Source organism: Sinorhizobium kostiense (assembly GCF_017874595.1).
Classification (GTDB): domain Bacteria; phylum Pseudomonadota; class Alphaproteobacteria; order Rhizobiales; family Rhizobiaceae; genus Sinorhizobium; species Sinorhizobium kostiense.
In genome coordinates this window covers 88,592-106,825 of record NZ_JAGILA010000009.1, presented here as the reverse complement: position 1 = coordinate 106,825, position 18,234 = coordinate 88,592, and the positions used below count along the sequence as shown (strand labels likewise).

Genomic DNA, 18,234 nt, shown 5'->3' with positions numbered 1-18,234 from the left:
GCCTCTCTCAATTGTAAGGGGTTTCATCCAAACAACTTGGAGCTGCCCTCGCTACGCTCGCCCTTTTGTCCTTCCGGACCGGGCCTCCGCCCCGGTCATTAACGAGGGAACGCTCACCAGGGTTCACCTCCGAAATCCGCTTTTGAAGGCCTTTATCTGCCCCTCGTACTCAGCCGCAAGGGACGCTCCGCTCTTCGCCCTTGCGGCTTCCGTGCACGCGTCAAAGCCGGCCTCACTCGGCCCCGGGGTTCACTGAATTGGCGGTGCGTTTTGGTCGACGCCGCACCGGATCTCCTCAAAAGGCCGGCTCAAAGATCAGGCGCCACACATGCCGGGGTCCGTGTTGAACTTTCACACGAGTTAGCAACACGACGCTTTCACATCATGTGGTCATGTGGGCTCTGCGACGTGATTTCAGACCGTGGGGAGCATTGCTCATATCATGTAGCGGTGGTTTAGTTCGACAGATTGACCACACCGTGAGGTAGTGGCATGTTGCCTTATTGTGTGAGCAATTGTTCCCATCGTGTGCACGCGCCGTGTGGGAACGCCGTGCAGACACACCACAATCGCCGGAATGACTTTGGCCTAACAAAGGGAGTTGCGACGCTTGCCATTATGTATTTCTGCCGTGAGCGGCAAAGGTGGGGCTGGGAAGACGACAGCGGTAATCTTGATTGCCGGGGAATATGCGCTTCAGGGAAGACGCGTCCTTCTGATCGACGCAGACGGGCGCCAGAATTTGCAGGAATGGTGGAAGCGCTGCGAGGCAAAAGACAATCTGCCGGGCAATATCGAGCTCATAACCGCCGCGCGTCAGACAACCGTACAGCAGCTCCTCGAAAACGAAGCGAACAAGTTCGACGTCGTCATGATGGACACGCCCGGCCAGGATACCGTTCTAAGGGAGACGATCATCGCCGGGTCCGATATCGTGCTGACGCCGATCCAGCCCAACCAGGACGAGATCAAGGCGGCAGGACAGGCGGCGGCCGACGCCGCGGATATATCCGACAAGGTGGGACGGGTAATCCCGCACGCCAACTTCGTCACCAGGATCACACTGCCAGCCAAATGTTTGGAGGCCTACCGACTGATCAGGCCTTTCGTGCAGAACCTGCAGGAAGCGGGCTACGACTCCTATCTGCTCGATACGCAGTTGATGGAGCGTAACTGCTACCGCGAAATACGAAACGGCTATGGCACGCTTCAAATGCTCGACCTCACGGAACCCGGTGAAAAAGGCCCGGGCGGAAGTCATGAACCTGGTGGGTGACATCGAAGCGCTCTTGGCGGGTGAACAGCGGGTGGCAGCGCATGGCTAAGCGACAAACGACAGTTTCTGACTTTGCGGTGGCGCCGCGCCGCAGCCGTCCAGCGAAACGGCAGGTGACAGAGGACGGTTCGAGCAAGCCGGCTGAGTTGCCGGCCGCCGAGCCACCGGCTGAAAATCAGTCTGACGGCCATGCGCCGGCCACCACTGCATCCGATTGGCCGATGAACCGTCTGATAGCACCGACCGAAGAGGCGCGGCGCGAGCGGACAACGGCACGGGCACTGCAGCGTGAGGACGCGAGAGTTCGTCTGCGCGACTTAAAAAGGGCGCGCGATCGGGAATCCAAGCACTACGTCAACTGCCCGCTCGATTACGACACCAAGATGCGGCTGCAAAAGGCCGCCCTCGAGAACGACGTGAAGATGACTGTAATCATGAAGGCCGCGATCGATCAGTTCCTGAAAGACAGCGGCTATTGATCGATGCTGGGCCGCGGCTTCCTGATTGGCGTGGCCGTTGGCTGCGTCCTAGGCGTGTATGTTGCTCCCCATCTCGGCCGACCAACAGTCGGGATGGGAAACATTTCTGAGTGCATTTTGCCTTACACGAACATAACGAAAGCTTTACCCGAAAAGCATTGGCCGACGGCCGATCAGGCCAAGGCTCAGCTGTTCGATTTGTCCAGATGGAATCTAAAGAAACATGGCAACGGATCCAAAGTGATCGTCAACCGTTGCATTCGAATTGCAGAGACGGAGATCGCTTGCGAGCTTTCCGCGCAGCTCAAGTGGATCGTCGGCGACCACGCGAATTGAGGCGGTTTTTCAAGTGAAAGACGGCGACTGGAACATGGTGGCGGCAAGGAATCGCTAATTGCTTTTCTCGACTGCTTCGCCATTTTTAGAGCGAGTTCAGTTGCCAACGCCAGGGCGCGCGCCGAAGCCTTTTGATTCTCTGGCTGAGCTCGCGATCGGGAAATCCCCCCTAAAAATGGAGGGGAAATGCTGTGTGTCTCTCTGGCGGCGTGCTCCAAAGTGCTTCAATTGGTGCATAGTAACCGCTCAACGGGTGGTATCTACAAAAAGGGTAAGGTCGGTGACTGATGCAAAGAGCTTGATTCGTGCACGAGGTCTGGTTGAAACAGCCGATCCGGAGTTTCCTAGGCCTGCCTTTCGCCAACCTGGGTTCGACGGCATCCTTACCGCAAAGGAGATGGACGAAAAGATCTCGGCCTGGCTCAAACACACACGCGAGGCCAAGGGTATCTCCCGCGCCGATGCAGCGCATTTGCTAGGACTGTCGGTAACTGTTTACGGCAGGTACGAGCGGTCAGAAGGTCGAATGACCGTCCCCCGCCTGATTCATCTCTGTGAGATCATGGGCTTTATGCCTCTTGATTTAATCTTTGACGCAGCGCCGCACCTGTGGGGCAAGACGCCCGAAGAGGCAGAGGAGCGCCGAACTCTGACGAGACTCATTGAGCTCCTGCCGGCTGATACGATGCGGGACTTGATTCGACTCCTGAAGCGCATGACGCCAGGCGAAGAAGTGGCCGAAGCTGTGGCGCCCGGCGAGACGCAGCGCGGCTGATCGATATCGACATGGTGGTGCCGGCCAGCCGCGCGGAAACCGGGACGGATCGACCGTCCCGGCGCGCAGGCCCTACCACCATGACACATAGAAGATTGCGAGGCCGGCTGCGAGCGCGTCGCGGGCCTTGGCGACAAAGGCGAGATCATCGTCGACTTCGCTGCCGTCGGACACCCCGAAGAAGAAGCCTTCGGTCGGCGGCAGGGTGCGATCGCAGATTGCCGTTTCCAGGCGATCGAGATCGTCGGCGGTTAGCTGAAGATTGATGCAATTGAAATTCGCGTGCGTGCCGCCCTTCTCGCGGTAGAGCCGTTCCATCCAGCCGTGAAGGTTCGGATGCTTGCGCCAGTAGTGGAGCGCCGTAGTGGCCTCTTCGACTTCAAAGTCGACCGGCGCGGCGGGCGGCTCGCGAAGCGTGCAGGCATACATGTCCAGTCCCATGATCTTCTCCTTTCGTTGCTCTGTCCCGAAGGACGCAGCGTGAAAGGCCGGGCGGCGTCGGCCGCCGCCGTCATGGCCAACACGGGCCTTCTACGAAGGGTGGCGCGGGCAGGCCATTGACGACAAGGCGCCGTCCGGCAGAAGCGCACGAAACCGAAGGGGCTGCAACGCAAGGGAGCCTGGGACCGGCCTCGTCCTGCACCGAAGGATTGCACCACGCGAGGGATGCGGAGGAGGATGTGTGCGTAAGCGCGACCCGAAGCAACGGCGCAACTCCGTATGACGGCTGCAGTGCCCTGTGCACGATGTTGCGAAACGGGCAGCCGCCCCACTCTTCGGCGCAATGGAAAGCGCGTTCAGGCCTCCGCCTGCGTCGCTCCGCCAAAGGCGGAGTGGAAAACGGGAGCGGGTCGGGACTTCTTCTTGGTCGCCGCCGATTGGCTGCGCCCGACGACACCTGCGCAGTGATCGTGCAGGCGCTGAGCGCTACAGCGCGCGATCTGTTTCGCCGCGCCGCTCGTCGGCTTCTGCGCTTCTTCAGCTTGCACTTGCGACGGACCACGGACGGATACTTCACCGTCGCATCAACGTCCTGAATCGATCAGCGCTGATCGATTCATAAATGTCGTTGGACGCCTGAGCCTTGTCCGGCCAATTTGGAGCCATGACCCAGCACTGGTTTCGCCTTTATGTTCAGCGCATCGATGCGGGCAGAAACATGGCACGCTTTTATGAGATGTCGATCGAGCCCGATCTCTTCGGCGGCTCGGCGCTCGTCCGCCGTTGGGGCCGTATCGGCACCCGCGGCCAGGAGCGCGTCCAACTGTTTGAGGATGACCGTCAAGCGATAGGTCGCTTCCTGTTCCTGCTTCGCCAGAAGCGGGCGCGCGGCTACCGGATCCTGAAACGGTATTCAGATTAGCCCCACTTGAGAAGCGCTCCGCCGCCCTCGTGGCCTGTGGTCAGCGTCAAAGTCCAGTCAGGCCCTGAAGCGATCGAAAGCGGTCAGGCGTATCACCGGCGGATCGGCTTCGTTCCACCGGTAGATCTCGGAGCGCAAGTAACGGAGCTCCTCGTCGAGCTTCTCCTCGTCGATCTCGGTCCACCAGGATTTCGGACGGCCATCGCTGCCATCCGACCAGCGGTAGCCTCTGGCCTTCAGCCGCTCCTTCATCTCGAACGGACTATGCTCGGCAAAGATGCGCAGGCGTGTTTTCTGGCTTGCCTGGACGAGCTCCGCAAATGCGTGGCCGCCGGCCCCCTCCCCGCGAAACGACAACACCTCGAGAAGGGCCAAGCAATCGTCGACGGCGCGATGGCCGTTGTGAAAGCAGCCGACCTGTCCGATCAGATAGCCGAGCTTCGTCCCTTCGAAACCCCGTGCCGCCCAGTCGATCTCGGATACCGAGCAGGCCCAGGCCTTGTCCGAGAACAGGCTCGATAATGCCTCGCAGAAGGGGCGATCGAAGGAAGCATTGTGGGCGATGACGAGGTCGGCGGGCGCGGTCAACGAGTGAAGCTTTGCCAAATCGATTACTTGCCCGGCCACCATTTCGTCGGTGATGCCGGTGAGGCGGGTGATCTCTGGCGGGATCGGATTCAAGGGCTGCTGTAGCCCGCCATACACACCGGTGACATCGCCGATGGTGCCGTCGTCGTCGAACGTGAATGCAATGGCGCCGATCTCGATGATTTCGTCCTTGCGATGGTCGAGGCCGGTGGTCTCGGTGTCGACGATGACCCCGAGGCGCGGAAATCTCGCCCGCGGCGTAGCGACGACTGCGCGGGGAACGAGCCTTCGCAGAACACGATAGTTGCCACTCTTCTCGAGATGGCGCACCATGGCTTCATCATCGAGCTCCCGTCCTTCACGCCGCTTTGCCGCCGGGAGGGGCGCCACGACAACGTCATCGGTCTTCTTCGCGCATGGCGGCGGAAACATCTCGAGCTGCAATGTCATCGTCGTTCGTACTTCCTCGGGCAGCTATGGAAGAATAACGAGGCTCACAATAGGGAGCCGGTGACGGCAGATCGACAGACAAACGAAAACGGCCGGAAATCTGTCGATAAACTCAGCCCGCCGGCGAAACCGGCTTCCTCCCGGCCGGATTGCCTGCACATTACCTCCGCCAATTCATGCCAATATCAAAGTCTCGGGAGAAGCGAATTGATCGAACCGCGTTCGGACGCCGACGAGCGAAAACTCGAGCTTACCAGCCGGATCGTGGCGGCCTATCTGAGCCGCAACGTCGTGCCGATCGGCGATTTGTCAAGTTTGATCCAGCAGACCCACGCGGCGCTGAACGGGGCCTCACAATCATTCCAGGCACAGGAGGCGCCTGTCATCGAAGAGCAGCGTCCCGCCGTGCCGGCCAAGAAGTCGGTCACGGAGGATTTCATCATCTGCCTCGAAGACGGCAAGCGGTTCAAGTCGCTGCGGCGGCACCTGATGGCGAAATACGGTCTTACACCCGAACAATATCGGGAGAAATGGAAGCTCCCGGCCGACTACCCGATGACGGCTCCGGCCTATGCCCGCCAGCGCGCCGAACTCGCTCGCGCGTCCGGACTGGGAAAAAGACCGGCGCCGTCTGCGCCGACAGAGGCTGTTGCTGCGCCCCAGCCTCGCAAAAAGATCGGTCTCAAGTTCCGTTGAGGCCTTCCACTGTGCGAGGTCGGGAATGCGGTGGCATAGCCCCATTCCCGCAGCGCGGTCTGGATGAGGCGTTCGGCCTTGCTGTTCTGGGCGCGATCGGACAGGGCGCTCATTAATGCTTCATCTCTTACCTCTAATTTCTAACCAGTTGCTGCCGCCCATCGGATACACGCAATATAGATCGATACGATCAATATTGTTAAAAAATAGTACTTGAAAATCGACTCGACCTGTAGGTCCTTCTCTGGTTCTATTCTGCCGTACTGTTTTCAGATGCTTTCAAGGGGGCGGATGCCAGATGGCTTACGACTGGGACGGAAAGCGCACACGTCGTCTTCAAATGCTTAGGTTCATGGGAGCTCTGGCTATACCTGCTCTTCTATTCGGCTCCGCCATTGCGGCAGTGGAGTGGACCGACATGGATGGCCCAGCCGTGAGGACGGTTCACTTTCGCTAATCTCCAGCAAAACTGCTTTCATCGAATAAGGCCGTGCATAAGCGGCCCATGGTGGTCTCCGTTGCGGCGTTGTCGGAGGGAGGGGTACGATGAATTCCGCTCAGGCGTTCAGTTTCGATCCGATTGGGCCCGACGAGTTGGCTATGATTGGGAAGGCCTTCCAAGATGAGCTTCAAAGGCGAGCTTTGTCTCGCAAGTCGGAAGAAGCTGAAGCACTCGCCGCCAAGCTGATTAACGCCTATCAAGCAGGAATTCGGGATGATCTGGGCTTGAGGATTATCGCGGGGCTGTCTTGAGCCGCGCGCGGCGGCGTCCGCGTGTCGCGAAGGCATCGACCTCAATCGTTCGATGAAGCAATACAATGCGGTGCTTGCCATTGCTAAACCCGACGCTTGTCGGGCGATGTGCATTTCATATCGGGTCTTTGTCGGCTCTGATCGTGGTGCTGATCGCGCCGCCTCCAGGATGACGATCAAACGTGCGATGTATGGCAGGGCAGGCACGGAGCTCCTAGAGCATGCATGCTACCGCTCGCGGACCTGATCGGCCGAAGCGGCTGACGCCCGGTTGGGAGACGGTCCTACCGAAGCGATCGGTCGGCGCGGCCTTCGCCGCAATGGCGCTCGGCCTGGCGCTGGGCGGGGATGGCATCACGAAAATGGCAGCGCCCACTTCAAGGCGCGAAATGCATCCCGGGGCTCCCTATCCGGCGCCACCAACCGGAGTGATCACCTTACCCGTCCCGCCGCAGTCTGGGCATGCTTCGCCGTCGAGCTTGCCTGTTCCAGCGCAGCGGCGGCAAATATTCTCGCCCGACCCGGGCGTGCCGGCGGGAACCTCCTCCGGATTGGATGAACTGGGCCGGGTATTTGATCCGGTCGTTTGCTTGGACTTCTGAGCCATTTCGCTGTCCCTGTTCTGCCGGTGATGCCTCGCAAGGCCGCGCGTCGTTACTCTGTGTCAGGTAGCAAAGCGACCGAATCCTAAGGGGTCCAGACCGAAGGGAGCCGCTCGCGGTGCCCCCTGAACCTTCGTAGCGCCGTTCGCTGACTTGCGGCAGTGCCCGCCGTATTGCGGGCGCTGTTTTCTTGCGTATCGGACGACTGACACCGCTCCGGATGTGAATTGGACCTAGTAATCCATCAGGCGCTAATTTGTTCCTGGGCAACTGCTTCGCTGCCGCCACGCTGACCGGCACCCCGACGCTCGGAGCTCTGTAAGGAAATGGTCGGAGGCATCGGTTCCCAGGAACAGCGAAGTTCCCGTAGATGATCTTTTTGGCCCAGAACGTGAACATCCTCGCAACAGGCCGTGCACGGGGCTCGTGAAGACAAGGAGCTGCAACGGGGTGCTGATTAACGATTAGCCGCAACTAGGCCTCTCCTTGAGCCACAGGATGTCTGCCTTTCGCGGCAGTGTCAAAAAGCGGGCAGTCTGCAGTCGGCCCCGTTCAAGACGATCGGCGCCTGATAATGCGACGCTGAGGGAATCCGATTGCGAATCCCTCGCCTTGAAGGGAGTCAAACCGCAGACCGCGTCGGTAAATGCGCTGCCGCAACCGGGTTCAAGAAGGCTCGCTACATGCTCGTTTAAGAACGAAGGAGGGGAGACATCCGCCCCTCCCTTTCGTGGTATAGGTAGCCTTGCTGCCAGACCGCTGCGCGTTACTGCCGCGGCGTTTCCATGAAGTTTCTCCGGTTGTTGCGGCGGGGTTGCCAGGTTAGGCAGTGCTGAGGGCTGGAAGCGCGCGTCGATCTAGCGCGCCGCTCCAAAGGGTGAGGACGACAGCTGCGGTCACAAGGATCGCTCCGACGGCCGGCGTCATGCCGAGGCCGAGCGGCGAGGCGACGACTAGGCCGCCAAGCCATGCCCCGACTGCAATGCCGAAATTAAAAGCCGCGATGTTGAGCGCCGAGGCAACATCGACGGCGCCGGGGCGGTACTGCTTGGCAAGCTGAACCACGTAGAGCTGGAGGCCCGGCACATTGGCGAAGGAGAGGAAGCCGAGCGCGGCGAGCGTGAGGAGCGTCGGAATCGCGAAGGGGGATGTAAACGTGAAGAGTACGAGCACGGCAGCCTGCGCCCCAAACAGGCCGATTAGCGCCTTCACCGGATCACGGTTGGCGATCTTGCCGCCTGCAATGTTGCCGATCGCGATGGCGACACCGTAGAGCACGAGGATCAGGCTGACGGCACCTTGGGAGAAGCCGGTGATCTCCTGGAGGATCGGCGCGAGGAAGGTGAAGGCGACGAAGGTGCCGCCGTAACCGAGTGCGGTCATGGCGAAGACGATCAGCAGCCGCCCGGAGCCGAGCACGCGCACCTGCTCGAACAACCCGGCTGGTGCTGCCTTGGTCAGTGTTTTGGGCTGGAGGATCGCGATACCGGCACACGCGACGACCCCGAGACTGGTGACCGCCCAGAAGGTGGCGCGCCAGCCGAAGGTCTGGCCGATCCAAGTGCCGAGCGGCACGCCGGTTACGATGGCGACGGTGAGGCCCATGAACATCATGGCAATCGCCGAGGCACGGCGATCTTCCGACACGAGATCGGCCGCGATGGTCGAGCCGACGGAGAAGAATACGCCGTGAGCGAAGGCGGAGATGACCCGCGCAATGAGTAGAGACTCATAGTTTGGCGACAGCGCGGCGGCAGCATTGCCGACGATAAACAGCATCATTAGGCCCAGGAGGAGGGGCTTGCGCTCCATGCGACCGGTCAAGGCCGTCAGTATGGGCGCGCCGAACGTTACGCCGAGCGCGTAGGCACTGACGATAAGACCGGCGAGCGGCAGAGTGATGTTGAGATCATTCGCTACCGTGGGCAGCAGGCCGACGATCACGAATTCGGTCGTTCCGATGGCATAAGCAGCAATGGTCAAAGCAAAGATAGCCAATGGCATGACGAGCACCTCTTCGCCCGAACATGGAAAGCCTGTTCGCAGCGGATGGGACAGCGGACTGTCGATTGGATTGATTGTCTAGGTGCAATATGCGCGAGCACGACTTGTGTGATAATCGACTTAAGTGGATAAGGACACTTGAACCGAATTCACAGGTAACGAGCCGTGGACAACCGCGCTGGTGAGATGGAGGTCTTTGTGGCGGCTGCCGAGTTGCAGAGCTTTTCCGCCGCAGGACGCAAGCTGAAGCTCTCCCCGTCGGCCATTAGCAAGCTAGTGAGCCGGATCGAGGACCGCCTCGGAACGAGGCTGCTTGTACGTTCCACCCGGATTGTTACGCTGACGCCGGAGGGAGAAGTCTATCTCGACCGTGCCCGCCGCATTCTGGCAGAGATAACAGAAACAGAACAAATGGTGGCGAGCGGTGGCAAAGTCGTGCCCCGAGGGCTACTGCGCGTCAACGCATCGCTCGGTTTTGGCGAAAGATATCTTCTCCCTCTCATTCCAGAGTTCCTCGCCCGTTACCCGGAGGTGGAACTCGATATTTCCCTGACAGATGGAGTCATCGGGCTAATTGAAGAACGGACCGATATCGCGGTCCGCTCCGGCAGCATGAGCGACTCATCCCTAAAGGCGAGGAAACTCCTGGAGAGCCGCCGGGTCGTCGTGGCCTCCCCCGCCTATCTCGAGGCGCACGGGACGCCGCAAATGCCGCAGGAGCTTGCCGGCCACAACTGCCTCAGCTTCAACTTCCGCAGGAGCCTCAACGAATGGCCGTTCCGCGATCCAGGCGAGGAAGAAGTCCGGCGGATCCCAGTGTCAGGTAACACGACTGTCAATAGCGGCATGGCCATGCGCCAGCTCTGCATTGCGGGTACCGGCATCGCAAGGGTCGGACAATTCCATGTCCAGGCGGATATCGACACCGGATTGCTTGTACCACTTCTTCAGGACTACAACCCCGGAGACATTGAGACAATTCATGCCGTCTACGCCGGCCATGAGCACTTGGCCGCCAGGGTGCGCGCGTTCATCGATTTCCTGGTAGGTCATGTTTCATAGTGCGAGGGCTCGAAGTCGCCACGACGGGAACTGTCGGCTGCCGAGGGGGCAAGGGATCGGGCCGGTTCAAGATCGGAAAATGGGGCACCGTGCTGGAGGACTTCGGATACTACGGCCTCGTTTCGGTCTTTCCCAAAGCCAGTCGCGCCCTTTTTCATGGCGATCCACCGATCAGCTGATCCCTACCAATAACGAGGTGTTCCCCGTGATCTCGCCCATGCGGAATGGCCCGTCATGCGAGCATCGATCTCGCTCCCGTCGTTCCCGAAGCTGACGGCCAGTCCAGGCCAGCAGTGGGATGGCTCGGGGCTGCTTTGCAACCTAGTGCCGAATGTAGTATTTTGAGGCATTCCTCGCATTTCGGGCTCGGTGTTCCTGAACTGTCGTCTCCGGGGGAACCGTGAAATGAAGGACGAGCGCGCTCGCCTCGCGGAACCACTTGCGCGGCGTGCCTACGAACAAGGTGTGCTCTTTCGTCTCACAGATCGGCTTTATCGAGCGCGATCGATGACCGAGGTTTATGGTGCTTCTCTGGATGCGATCGCTGACGGGCTTGGATGTACTCGGGCCTCGATCCTTCGCTTCGACGATAGCGGCGCCATGAGGTTCGTTGCCTGGCGTGGCCTGTCTGCTGCTTATCGGCAGGCGGTGAGCGGGCACTCTCCCTGGAGACCCGGCGATCGGACAGCTCAACCGATCACCGTCGGCAGCGTTCAGGTTGCAGATATGCCTGAAGCTCTGAAGGCGACTATCCTAAGCGAAGGAATCCGCGCCCTTGCGTTCATTCCACTGACGACGATCGACGACGGGGTGATTGGCAAATTCATGTCCTATTACGCCCAGCCCCACGGTTTCACGGCGCACGAGCTTCAGCTGTCGCTAACGATTGCACGGCAACTGAGCTTCAGCATCGACCGCCAAGTGACTGACGACAACGCCCGTCGAATGAATGCCGCTGTGCGATCCTCGAGCGATGCCATTTTCACATGTGATTTGGCCGGCATCATCACCAGCTGGAATGCCGGTGCCGAGCGGCTGCTGGGCTATCGGCAGGGTGAGGCGGTTGGAAAAGAAGCAGCGGAGCTTGTGCCGGACGAACGAGCAGCGGCTGTCCTCATGCGGGTCTGCCAGGGTGAACGCGACAATCACTGTGAGACGGTGTGGCAACGCAATGACGGAAGCCAGGTCGATGTCTCGCTGACGGTCTCGCCAATTTTGGACCGGGCTGAAGCGCTCATGGGCGTCTCTTTCATCGCTCGCGACATTACCGATCGCCGCCAAGCGCAGGCACAGCAGCAAATTTTACTCAGCGAGATGGAACATCGCATAAAAAATCTGTTCGCCGTGGCCAGCAGTATCGTCCGCGTTAGCGCTCGATCCGCTACTTCACCCAGTGCCTTGGCTTTGGCGGTTTGCAACCAATTCGACGCACTCGCCCGTGCCCACTCTCTGACCTTGACGCGCCATGCCGCCAATGATCTTGGAGAAGCGCCGGCCACGACCTTGCACTCCCTCGTCAGGACCATCCTGTCTCCCTATGAACGCGAGGGAGAGGTTGAGAGCTGCTTCACGATTACTGGCGCCGACGTACGCGTGAGTGGTAATGCGATTACACCCGTTGCGCTATTGCTGTACGAGTTCGCCACGAATGCAGCGAAATATGGCAGCCTATCCAAGCACGGTGGCCGAGTTGACGTGGAATGCACAATAGAAGGCGATCGCTGTTCGTTTGTCTGGCGTGAATGCGGCGGACCGCCGAGTAAGTTTCAGAAAGGAGAGGGCTTTGGCAGCATGCTGGTAAAGGCCACAGCTGCGCAGATTGACGCGGAACTAATCCATGATTTTAGCTCGGACGGATTGACCATCCGAATGCTGTTATCCGCGGACCGTCTCGCGAGTTAGAAACGCGAGACCTCGACCTCACAAAAGTCGAGAATCCTACCCCGCGGCTCTTTCGCCGGAGCTACCCTTACTTTCATACCTGTAATTCTTCTGCGCCCTACTTTTGTTTGGCGTCTCGCTCGGGCGTCCTCCGCAGATACTTTGCCGCAGGCGCTGCAGATCACGTTGGCTGTCTATGTCGCTAATCGGCGACGGCAAGCGTTCCACTTGCTAGGGAGGCGTCGGCTCAATTGACCGTCCATTGAGCAGCTGAGAGATCGCCGTCACCAGCTGTGCCATGGCGAAGGGCTTCTCGAGCATGATGCTGTTCGGAACACCTTTTGATGCCCAATCGATGGCGCTGTTCCCACTCATATAAACGATGGCGATCGCGGGATTTGCCACGCGCGCGGCCCGTGCAACGTCCCAACCGTCCGGCGGCTCGCGAAACTGAATGTCGGTAACTACCCCGTTCACGACTAGCTCGGCGGCCTCCAAGACTTCTAACGCCCTCTTGCCACTAGTTACGGCCACGACGCGGTATCCGGCCTCGGTGAGCGCCTGTTCGAAATCAAGCAGCAACAGCGACTCGTCGTCGGCTAGTAGTATCGTGACCGCCATGGCCCCCCACCATAAAATGCGACGTTGGCATCATCAACGTGGGGCGGAGGCAAACAGTTCCCATCTTTTGGTCACGCGTCATGATAAACATGAACTGTTCAATGACCACCTTGCTCTGCTTTGCGTCAACCCCTGCTGACTAGGTTTACAGAAACCTGCGGGTGATGGTCGCGTGTTCATCCAGCCATTGGGCCATTGCGACTTTCTGTTGCAGGATGAATTCGCAAACGCGCTTGGTTTCCTGGTCGCCCACATGAGGCTCCGCCTGGGCACGTTGCACGGCGGATTCGGCAGCTCTCCTCAATGTTGCCGCTCGGCAGCCGCCTTTGCAGACGCCTCGGAACGGCTGGCGGCGTGGGCGTCTCTAAGTGCCAAAGACGCCTCCGCGCAGGCGGCCGCGAACGACGCTCTTGCTATCTCCGCGGCGACGATCCCTGAAAGGGCGGCACGGCAGTCGCGTATCGCCCGGTGGCGCCACCTGCTGTGGTTCGGCCACTCATATTCCAGAAAATCGAGAGCGTCATAGGGACCACGGAATACGCGAGGCATGCCGTTCTGGAGAGTTATCGACAGAGGTATATGCCAAAGAGCTTCCTTCACTGGAACCTCCCGAATTTTTCATCAAAATAACCCGCCACAAGCGCGACTCGTTCCATGGCACCCCTTTGCTTTGCCGGATGCTATCCATGGGTGATGCGCGCACGCGCCTACCTTCCCCCATGCTTCATCGTGGGGATAGGAGCCGTTCGGGTAAGTCAAATAAGGCGAGGCTCCGCAAAGGTCATTTCGTGTGGGAAGCCACCCACTGCATTCGCTTCATGCGTTCTGCGAAAGCGGCAGCCCCGAAGGCGGCGTCATAACGATATGTGGCCCAGCAGCGCGAGATCGTCGCCGAACTCAACAAGGAACGGCGGTTACGACTCCAGAATGGCCCACGAACTTGAGCTCGCTCTTGCCTCGTGCACGGCCGATCGCGACCGGCTTATTGGGGAACGAAGCCAGAGAGAGGAGTGGACAACCGTTCCTTGGCGGGAAGCAACAAAAACGCCGGGTTGAACCGACCTTTCTGCCGTCACCTCATGCCAGTACATCCGTGGTCACGAGAGACGATTGCCTCCACTATAAGCGCTGATCGATTTTAATTAAATCGGAAATCAAAAGAGGTGTGCCCGCGAAGAGATGTGGCGGGCACTCCAGGGACCACAGAGAGGAGAACTTAGACGCCTAGCGCAACGCACTTGGCAGTCAATTGTTCCTGCGCTCCCCTACAGCGGAAAACACGCGGCCAAGGCTCTTGCGGTACCCTGTGCCGCCGCGAATTCCCCGGCGCGGGTCCTCGTCTTCATCAGAAATCCGTCTATAAGAATTACGCACTTTTCTTATAACGTGTAATTACGGTTCGCTGACAAGGGACACCGCGGTTCTGCGGCGCCCGGCGGTCTACCGAAATTAGATCTTGACAAGAGCATCGTGGTCGCGCTTTGCTTGTAAATCGGTTTACTAAAGCGCTTTACAACGCATCGGGGGCACGGTGGCGCGGGAACGGGTGACCAGTCTCAAGGATGTGGCGGCGGCGGCCGGCGTTTCTGTGGCAACGGTGTCGCGGATGCTGAACGGATCTCTCGAGTTGCCGTTGGAAACGAAAAAGCGCATCGAGGACGCGATCCGCGATCTCAATTACCAACCGAACCCGCATGCTCGTCGCCTGAGCCGCGGCCGCTCCGACACGATCGGTCTGGTCGTTCCCGACATCGCCAACCCATTCTTTGCGACCTTGGTCGCCGCCGTCGAGGCGGAAGCCGACAAGCTCGGACTTGCGGTTTCGCTCTATGCAACGCTGAACCGCCCAGGACGCGAGGTCGCCTATCTGCAGCTCATCGAGCGCAATCATGTCGACGGGCTGATCTTCGTCACCAACCACCCGGACACCGGACAGTTGGCTGCGCTGATCAATAGTACCGGCAAGGTCGTCATCGCCGACGAAGACGTCCCTGACGCGAAGGCGCCCAAACTCTTCTGCGACAACGAACACGGCGGCTACCTTGCCGGACAGCATCTGGTCGAGCACGGGCATCGGAGAGTCCTGTTCATTGGCGGTCCCGAGACGATGATCAGTTCCCGCCGCCGCCAGCTGGGCCTGGAGCGGGCGATCTGTGAGTCCGGCGGGAGCCCGGCGGACATCTCGATCTATCACGGCGAGTACACAATCGAATTTGGCCGAGATGCGGCGCGGCGCTTTCTCGCGGACAAGAGACCCGCAACTGCGATCTTTGCAAGCTCGGACGAAATCGCGATCGGCCTTATCGAGGTCCTGCGTGCAGAAGGCGTATCTATCCCCGATGACGTCTCCCTCATCGGCTTCGACGATGTCGGGCCGCTGCATCTCTTCGCTCCACCGCTGACGGCGATCCGCCAGCCGGTCCGGTCTATCGGCGAACGCGCCGTCGCGCTGCTCCTTGAAACCAATTGGCAGGAGGCGCCGCGTGCGTCTGAAACGCTCCTGCCGGTCGAAATCGTTGTGCGGAGATCCGTTGCCCCGCCCACGAGACAAATAAACCGCAACGAGAACCATCAGAGGACAAGCACATGACGTGGAATTTGAAACGCAGAACTCTCGTCGCCGCGCTCGGTTTCACCGCACTCGCGTCCGTCGGCGCTCTCTCGCCCGCTTCCGCCGCGGAAAAGACCTTCGCGCTCGTGCAGATCAACCAGCAGGCGCTCTTCTTCAACCAGATGAACGAGGGCGCGCAGAAGGCGGCCGATGCTGCTGGCGTGAAGCTGGTGATTTTCAACGCCAACAATGACCCGGCCGCTCAAAACAGCGCCATCGAAACCTATATTCAGCAGAAGGTCGACGGGCTCGCTGTCGTTGCGATCGACGTGAACGGCATCATGCCGGCCGTCAATCAGGCCGCCGAAGCCGGAATTCCGGTTGTCGCGATTGACGCGATCCTCCCGGAAGGGCCGCAGAAGGCTCAGATCGGCGTCGACAATGAAAAGGCCGGTGCCGATATGGGTAAATTCTTCCTCGATCACATCAAGGCCAATGCCGACGGCAAAGCCAAAGTCGGCATCGTCGGCGCACTGAACTCCTTTATCCAGAACATCCGCCAGAAGGGCTTTGAGAAGACGCTCGAAGGCGTCGAGGGCGTCTCCGTCGCCGGTGTCGTGGACGGCCAGAACGTCCAGGACACCGCACTCGCGGCGGCCGAAAACCTGATCACCGGCAATCCGGACCTGACTGCCATCTATGCCACCGGCGAACCGGCTCTGATGGGCGCTATCGCCGCGGTCGAAAGCCAGGGCAAGCAGGACAGCATCAAGATCTTCGGCTGGGACCTGACGGCCCAGGCGATCGCCGGCATCGATGCCGGCTACGTGGCCGCCGTCATCCAGCAGGATCCGGCCGCAATGGGCGCCGCGGCGGTCGATGCATTGAAGAAAGTCTCGGAAGGCGGAACCGTTGAGAAGAACATCGCCGTCCCCGTGACGATCGTCACGAAGGACAATGTCGAACCCTATCGCACGGTCTTCAAGTGATGGCGGCAGGCACACAGCATATCGCGGCTGTATCCGGTGTCGGGGGGGCTTCGCCCTCCCGCGCTGGCCCGGCGCCGCGGGTATCTCTTAAAGGGATCCGCAAGATCTTCGGCTCGCATCAGGCGCTGCGCGGTGTCGATCTCGACCTCTATCCAGGGGAATGTCTCGGTCTTGTCGGTGACAACGCGGCCGGCAAGTCGACACTGACGAAGATCATCTCCGGGACCTACATCCCCGACGACGGCACAATTGCGATTGAGGGCAAGGAGGTCCGCTTCTCCGGCCCCGCTGACGCGCGCAGTCTCAATATCGAGATGGTATTCCAGGACTTGAGCCTCTGCGATCACATCGACGTGGTCGGCAATCTTTTCCTTGGCCGCGAAATCAGCAAGGGGCCGTTCCTCGACACGGCGACGATGCTGGCGGAAGCCCGCAAGATGCTCGATGCGCTCGAGATCCGCATCCCGCGGCTGACCGCCAAGGTGGAGAAGCTCTCGGGCGGCCAGCGCCAGGCAATCGCCATCGCGCGTGCCGCCTCCTTCAATCCCAAGGTCCTGATCATGGACGAGCCCACCTCGGCTCTCGCCGTCGCCGAAGTCGAGGCCGTGCTCGCGCTGATCAACCGGGTGAAGGCAAAGGGGGTATCGGTGATCCTGATCACGCACCGCCTGCAGGACCTCTTCCGCGTCTGCGACCGCATTGCCGTCATGTACGAAGGCACGAAGGTCGCCGAACGCGATATCGGCAAGACGGACCTCGAGGACCTCGTCAAACTCATCGTCGGGGAAGGATCCAAGCAATGACGACCTATACCGAACGCGCGCAAGGCTCGGCGGCGGCGGATTTCCTCGCCGAACACGCGCAGGTCCTTTCGATCGCCTTCTTCTTCTTCGCCTGTCTCGTGTTCTTCAGCGCCACGACCGACACCTTCATGGCGCTCGGCAATATCCTGAACGTCATCCGCCAAGCGGCACCTATCCTGATTGTCGCGGTCGCAATGACCTTCGTCATCATTACCGGCGGCATTGACCTTTCCGTCGGCTCGCAGGTGGCGCTCGTCAACGCCGTGGCAGCGATCATCCTAGCAATGGGATATCCCTGGCCGCTCGTCGTTATCGTCATGCTCGCCTTTGGCGCGCTCGTCGGCTTCCTCCAGGGATGGTTCACCGCCTACCAGGGTATTCCAGCTTTCATCGTCACGCTTGCCGGTCTGTCCATCCTGCGCGGATTCGCGCTCTACCTGACGCAAGGCTATTCGATCCCGATCAAGGATGCGCCGGGCTTCTTCGCGCTCGGTCGCGGGGAACTTCTCGGACTTCCCGTACCAGCCCTGATCGCGATCGTGATCGCCGTTCTGGGCTATGTGGTCATCCGGGCGACGAAATACGGCCGCCAGGTCGTCGCCGTCGGTTCGAACATGGAAGCGGCGCGGCGTGTGGGCATGCCGGCCAATTGGATCATCGCCTCGGTGTACCTGATATCCGGCGTCGCCTGCGCGCTCGCCGGGCTTCTGATCGCCGCTCGCCTCGGCTCCGGTTCGTCGAATGCGGCAGTCGGCTTCGAACTGCAGGTGATCGCGGCGGTCGTCCTCGGCGGCACGTCGCTGATGGGTGGGCGCGGGACCATTCTCGGCACCATTCTCGGCACGCTGACGATCGCTGTCATCGGCAATGGTCTCATCCTGATGCATATCTCGCCGTTTTTCACGCAGATCGTCACCGGCGCCATCATCCTGATTGCGATCTGGCTCAACACCCGCATCTTCACCACCAATTTCAGCTTCGGCTCGGGCAGAAGGAAGTGAGCGC

Annotated in this window: 16 protein-coding genes and 2 pseudogenes; 13 read left to right on the top strand and 5 right to left on the bottom strand. The window is 60.1% G+C overall.

Annotation, left to right across the window (positions count from 1 at the left end):
• Positions 1-610: 610 nt before the first annotated feature.
• From J2Z31_RS25625 to J2Z31_RS25610, 4 genes and pseudogenes are all read left to right on the top strand, one after another.
• Positions 611-1,325: pseudogene (locus tag J2Z31_RS25625) on the top strand (ParA family protein).
• Positions 1,318-1,755, top strand: a complete 438-nt coding sequence (locus tag J2Z31_RS29480) for a hypothetical protein (protein ID WP_234939659.1) — start codon at positions 1,318-1,320, stop codon at positions 1,753-1,755. The pseudogene J2Z31_RS25625 and the gene J2Z31_RS29480 overlap by 8 nt, the downstream one beginning before the upstream one ends.
• A gap of 3 nt (positions 1,756-1,758) precedes the next feature.
• Positions 1,759-2,149, top strand: a pseudogene (locus J2Z31_RS25615) (hypothetical protein).
• A 222-nt stretch (positions 2,150-2,371) separates the two neighbouring features.
• The gene (locus J2Z31_RS25610) at positions 2,372-2,866 is read left to right on the top strand and encodes a helix-turn-helix transcriptional regulator (protein WP_328243645.1); all 495 of its coding nucleotides are present in this window, start codon (positions 2,372-2,374) and stop codon (positions 2,864-2,866) included.
• Between the two features lie 72 nt (positions 2,867-2,938).
• Here J2Z31_RS25610 and J2Z31_RS25605 read toward each other — a convergent pair whose 3' ends face one another.
• Positions 2,939-3,307, bottom strand: a complete 369-nt coding sequence (locus J2Z31_RS25605; RefSeq protein WP_209606004.1) for a phosphoglycerate kinase — start codon at positions 3,305-3,307, stop codon at positions 2,939-2,941.
• A gap of 664 nt (positions 3,308-3,971) precedes the next feature.
• Between J2Z31_RS25605 and J2Z31_RS25600 the strand changes: the two genes are divergently transcribed.
• A complete protein-coding gene (locus tag J2Z31_RS25600) occupies positions 3,972-4,229 on the top strand; it encodes a WGR domain-containing protein (RefSeq protein ID WP_209606002.1) in 258 nt (85 codons plus the stop codon).
• Between the two features lie 57 nt (positions 4,230-4,286).
• Here J2Z31_RS25600 and J2Z31_RS25595 read toward each other — a convergent pair whose 3' ends face one another.
• Positions 4,287-5,267, bottom strand: coding sequence for a 3'-5' exonuclease (locus J2Z31_RS25595; protein WP_209606000.1), 981 nt, complete (start codon positions 5,265-5,267; stop codon positions 4,287-4,289).
• A gap of 207 nt (positions 5,268-5,474) precedes the next feature.
• Here J2Z31_RS25595 and J2Z31_RS25590 point away from each other — a divergent pair, with 207 nt between their 5' ends.
• Positions 5,475-5,963, top strand: coding sequence for a MucR family transcriptional regulator (locus tag J2Z31_RS25590; protein ID WP_209605998.1), 489 nt, complete (start codon positions 5,475-5,477; stop codon positions 5,961-5,963).
• Between the two features lie 546 nt (positions 5,964-6,509).
• A complete protein-coding gene (locus J2Z31_RS25585) occupies positions 6,510-6,716 on the top strand; it encodes a hypothetical protein (protein ID WP_209605996.1) in 207 nt (68 codons plus the stop codon).
• A gap of 1,424 nt (positions 6,717-8,140) precedes the next feature.
• Here J2Z31_RS25585 and J2Z31_RS25580 read toward each other — a convergent pair.
• The gene (locus J2Z31_RS25580) at positions 8,141-9,322 is read right to left on the bottom strand and encodes an MFS transporter (protein WP_209605994.1); all 1,182 of its coding nucleotides are present in this window, start codon (positions 9,320-9,322) and stop codon (positions 8,141-8,143) included.
• A 165-nt stretch (positions 9,323-9,487) separates the two neighbouring features.
• On the opposite strand from J2Z31_RS25580, the gene J2Z31_RS25575 reads away from it, so the two are divergent.
• Entirely contained in the window at positions 9,488-10,384 is an 897-nt protein-coding gene (locus tag J2Z31_RS25575; RefSeq protein ID WP_209605992.1) for a LysR substrate-binding domain-containing protein, read from the top strand.
• A gap of 405 nt (positions 10,385-10,789) precedes the next feature.
• Positions 10,790-12,286: a PAS domain S-box protein gene (locus tag J2Z31_RS25570; RefSeq protein ID WP_209605990.1), complete on the top strand. Its 1,497-nt coding sequence runs from the start codon at positions 10,790-10,792 to the stop codon at positions 12,284-12,286.
• A 210-nt stretch (positions 12,287-12,496) separates the two neighbouring features.
• Here J2Z31_RS25570 and J2Z31_RS25565 read toward each other — a convergent pair whose 3' ends face one another.
• Positions 12,497-12,886, bottom strand: coding sequence for a response regulator (locus J2Z31_RS25565; RefSeq protein WP_209605988.1), 390 nt, complete (start codon positions 12,884-12,886; stop codon positions 12,497-12,499).
• Between the two features lie 300 nt (positions 12,887-13,186).
• Positions 13,187-13,486: a DUF982 domain-containing protein gene (locus tag J2Z31_RS25560; RefSeq protein ID WP_209605986.1), complete on the bottom strand. Its 300-nt coding sequence runs from the start codon at positions 13,484-13,486 to the stop codon at positions 13,187-13,189.
• 931 nt (positions 13,487-14,417) lie between these two features.
• On the opposite strand from J2Z31_RS25560, the gene J2Z31_RS25555 reads away from it, so the two are divergent.
• Genes J2Z31_RS25555 through J2Z31_RS25540 form a run of 4 tightly spaced genes read left to right on the top strand, consistent with a single transcriptional unit; the run spans position 14,418 to position 18,230 of the window.
• Positions 14,418-15,476, top strand: coding sequence for a LacI family DNA-binding transcriptional regulator (locus J2Z31_RS25555; protein ID WP_209605984.1), 1,059 nt, complete (start codon positions 14,418-14,420; stop codon positions 15,474-15,476).
• Entirely contained in the window at positions 15,473-16,426 is a 954-nt protein-coding gene (locus tag J2Z31_RS25550) for an ABC transporter substrate-binding protein (protein ID WP_209605982.1), read from the top strand. Before J2Z31_RS25555 ends, J2Z31_RS25550 begins: the two co-directional genes overlap by 4 nt.
• Complete coding sequence (locus J2Z31_RS25545; RefSeq protein WP_209605980.1) at positions 16,426-17,229, top strand: ATP-binding cassette domain-containing protein; 804 nt, start codon at positions 16,426-16,428, stop codon at positions 17,227-17,229. The genes J2Z31_RS25550 and J2Z31_RS25545 overlap by 1 nt, the downstream gene beginning before the upstream one ends.
• Positions 17,226-18,230: an ABC transporter permease gene (locus J2Z31_RS25540; protein WP_209605978.1), complete on the top strand. Its 1,005-nt coding sequence runs from the start codon at positions 17,226-17,228 to the stop codon at positions 18,228-18,230. The genes J2Z31_RS25545 and J2Z31_RS25540 overlap by 4 nt, the downstream gene beginning before the upstream one ends.
• The last annotated feature ends 4 nt before the right edge of the window (positions 18,231-18,234 follow it).

What these genes read in the sequence shown, in the direction of transcription:
- J2Z31_RS29480 (WP_234939659.1), top strand. Translation starts at nt 1,318, where the DNA reads ATGGCTAAGCGACAAACGACAGTTTCTGACTTTGCGGTGGCGCCGCGC.
- J2Z31_RS25605 (WP_209606004.1), bottom strand. Translation starts at nt 3,307, where the DNA reads ATGGGACTGGACATGTATGCCTGCACGCTTCGCGAGCCGCCCGCCGCG.
- J2Z31_RS25600 (WP_209606002.1), top strand. Translation starts at nt 3,972, where the DNA reads ATGACCCAGCACTGGTTTCGCCTTTATGTTCAGCGCATCGATGCGGGC.
- J2Z31_RS25595 (WP_209606000.1), bottom strand. Translation starts at nt 5,267, where the DNA reads ATGACATTGCAGCTCGAGATGTTTCCGCCGCCATGCGCGAAGAAGACC.
- J2Z31_RS25585 (WP_209605996.1), top strand. Translation starts at nt 6,510, where the DNA reads ATGAATTCCGCTCAGGCGTTCAGTTTCGATCCGATTGGGCCCGACGAG.
- J2Z31_RS25580 (WP_209605994.1), bottom strand. Translation starts at nt 9,322, where the DNA reads ATGCCATTGGCTATCTTTGCTTTGACCATTGCTGCTTATGCCATCGGA.
- J2Z31_RS25570 (WP_209605990.1), top strand. Translation starts at nt 10,790, where the DNA reads ATGAAGGACGAGCGCGCTCGCCTCGCGGAACCACTTGCGCGGCGTGCC.
- J2Z31_RS25565 (WP_209605988.1), bottom strand. Translation starts at nt 12,886, where the DNA reads ATGGCGGTCACGATACTACTAGCCGACGACGAGTCGCTGTTGCTGCTT.
- J2Z31_RS25550 (WP_209605982.1), top strand. Translation starts at nt 15,473, where the DNA reads ATGACGTGGAATTTGAAACGCAGAACTCTCGTCGCCGCGCTCGGTTTC.
- J2Z31_RS25545 (WP_209605980.1), top strand. Translation starts at nt 16,426, where the DNA reads ATGGCGGCAGGCACACAGCATATCGCGGCTGTATCCGGTGTCGGGGGG.
- J2Z31_RS25540 (WP_209605978.1), top strand. Translation starts at nt 17,226, where the DNA reads ATGACGACCTATACCGAACGCGCGCAAGGCTCGGCGGCGGCGGATTTC.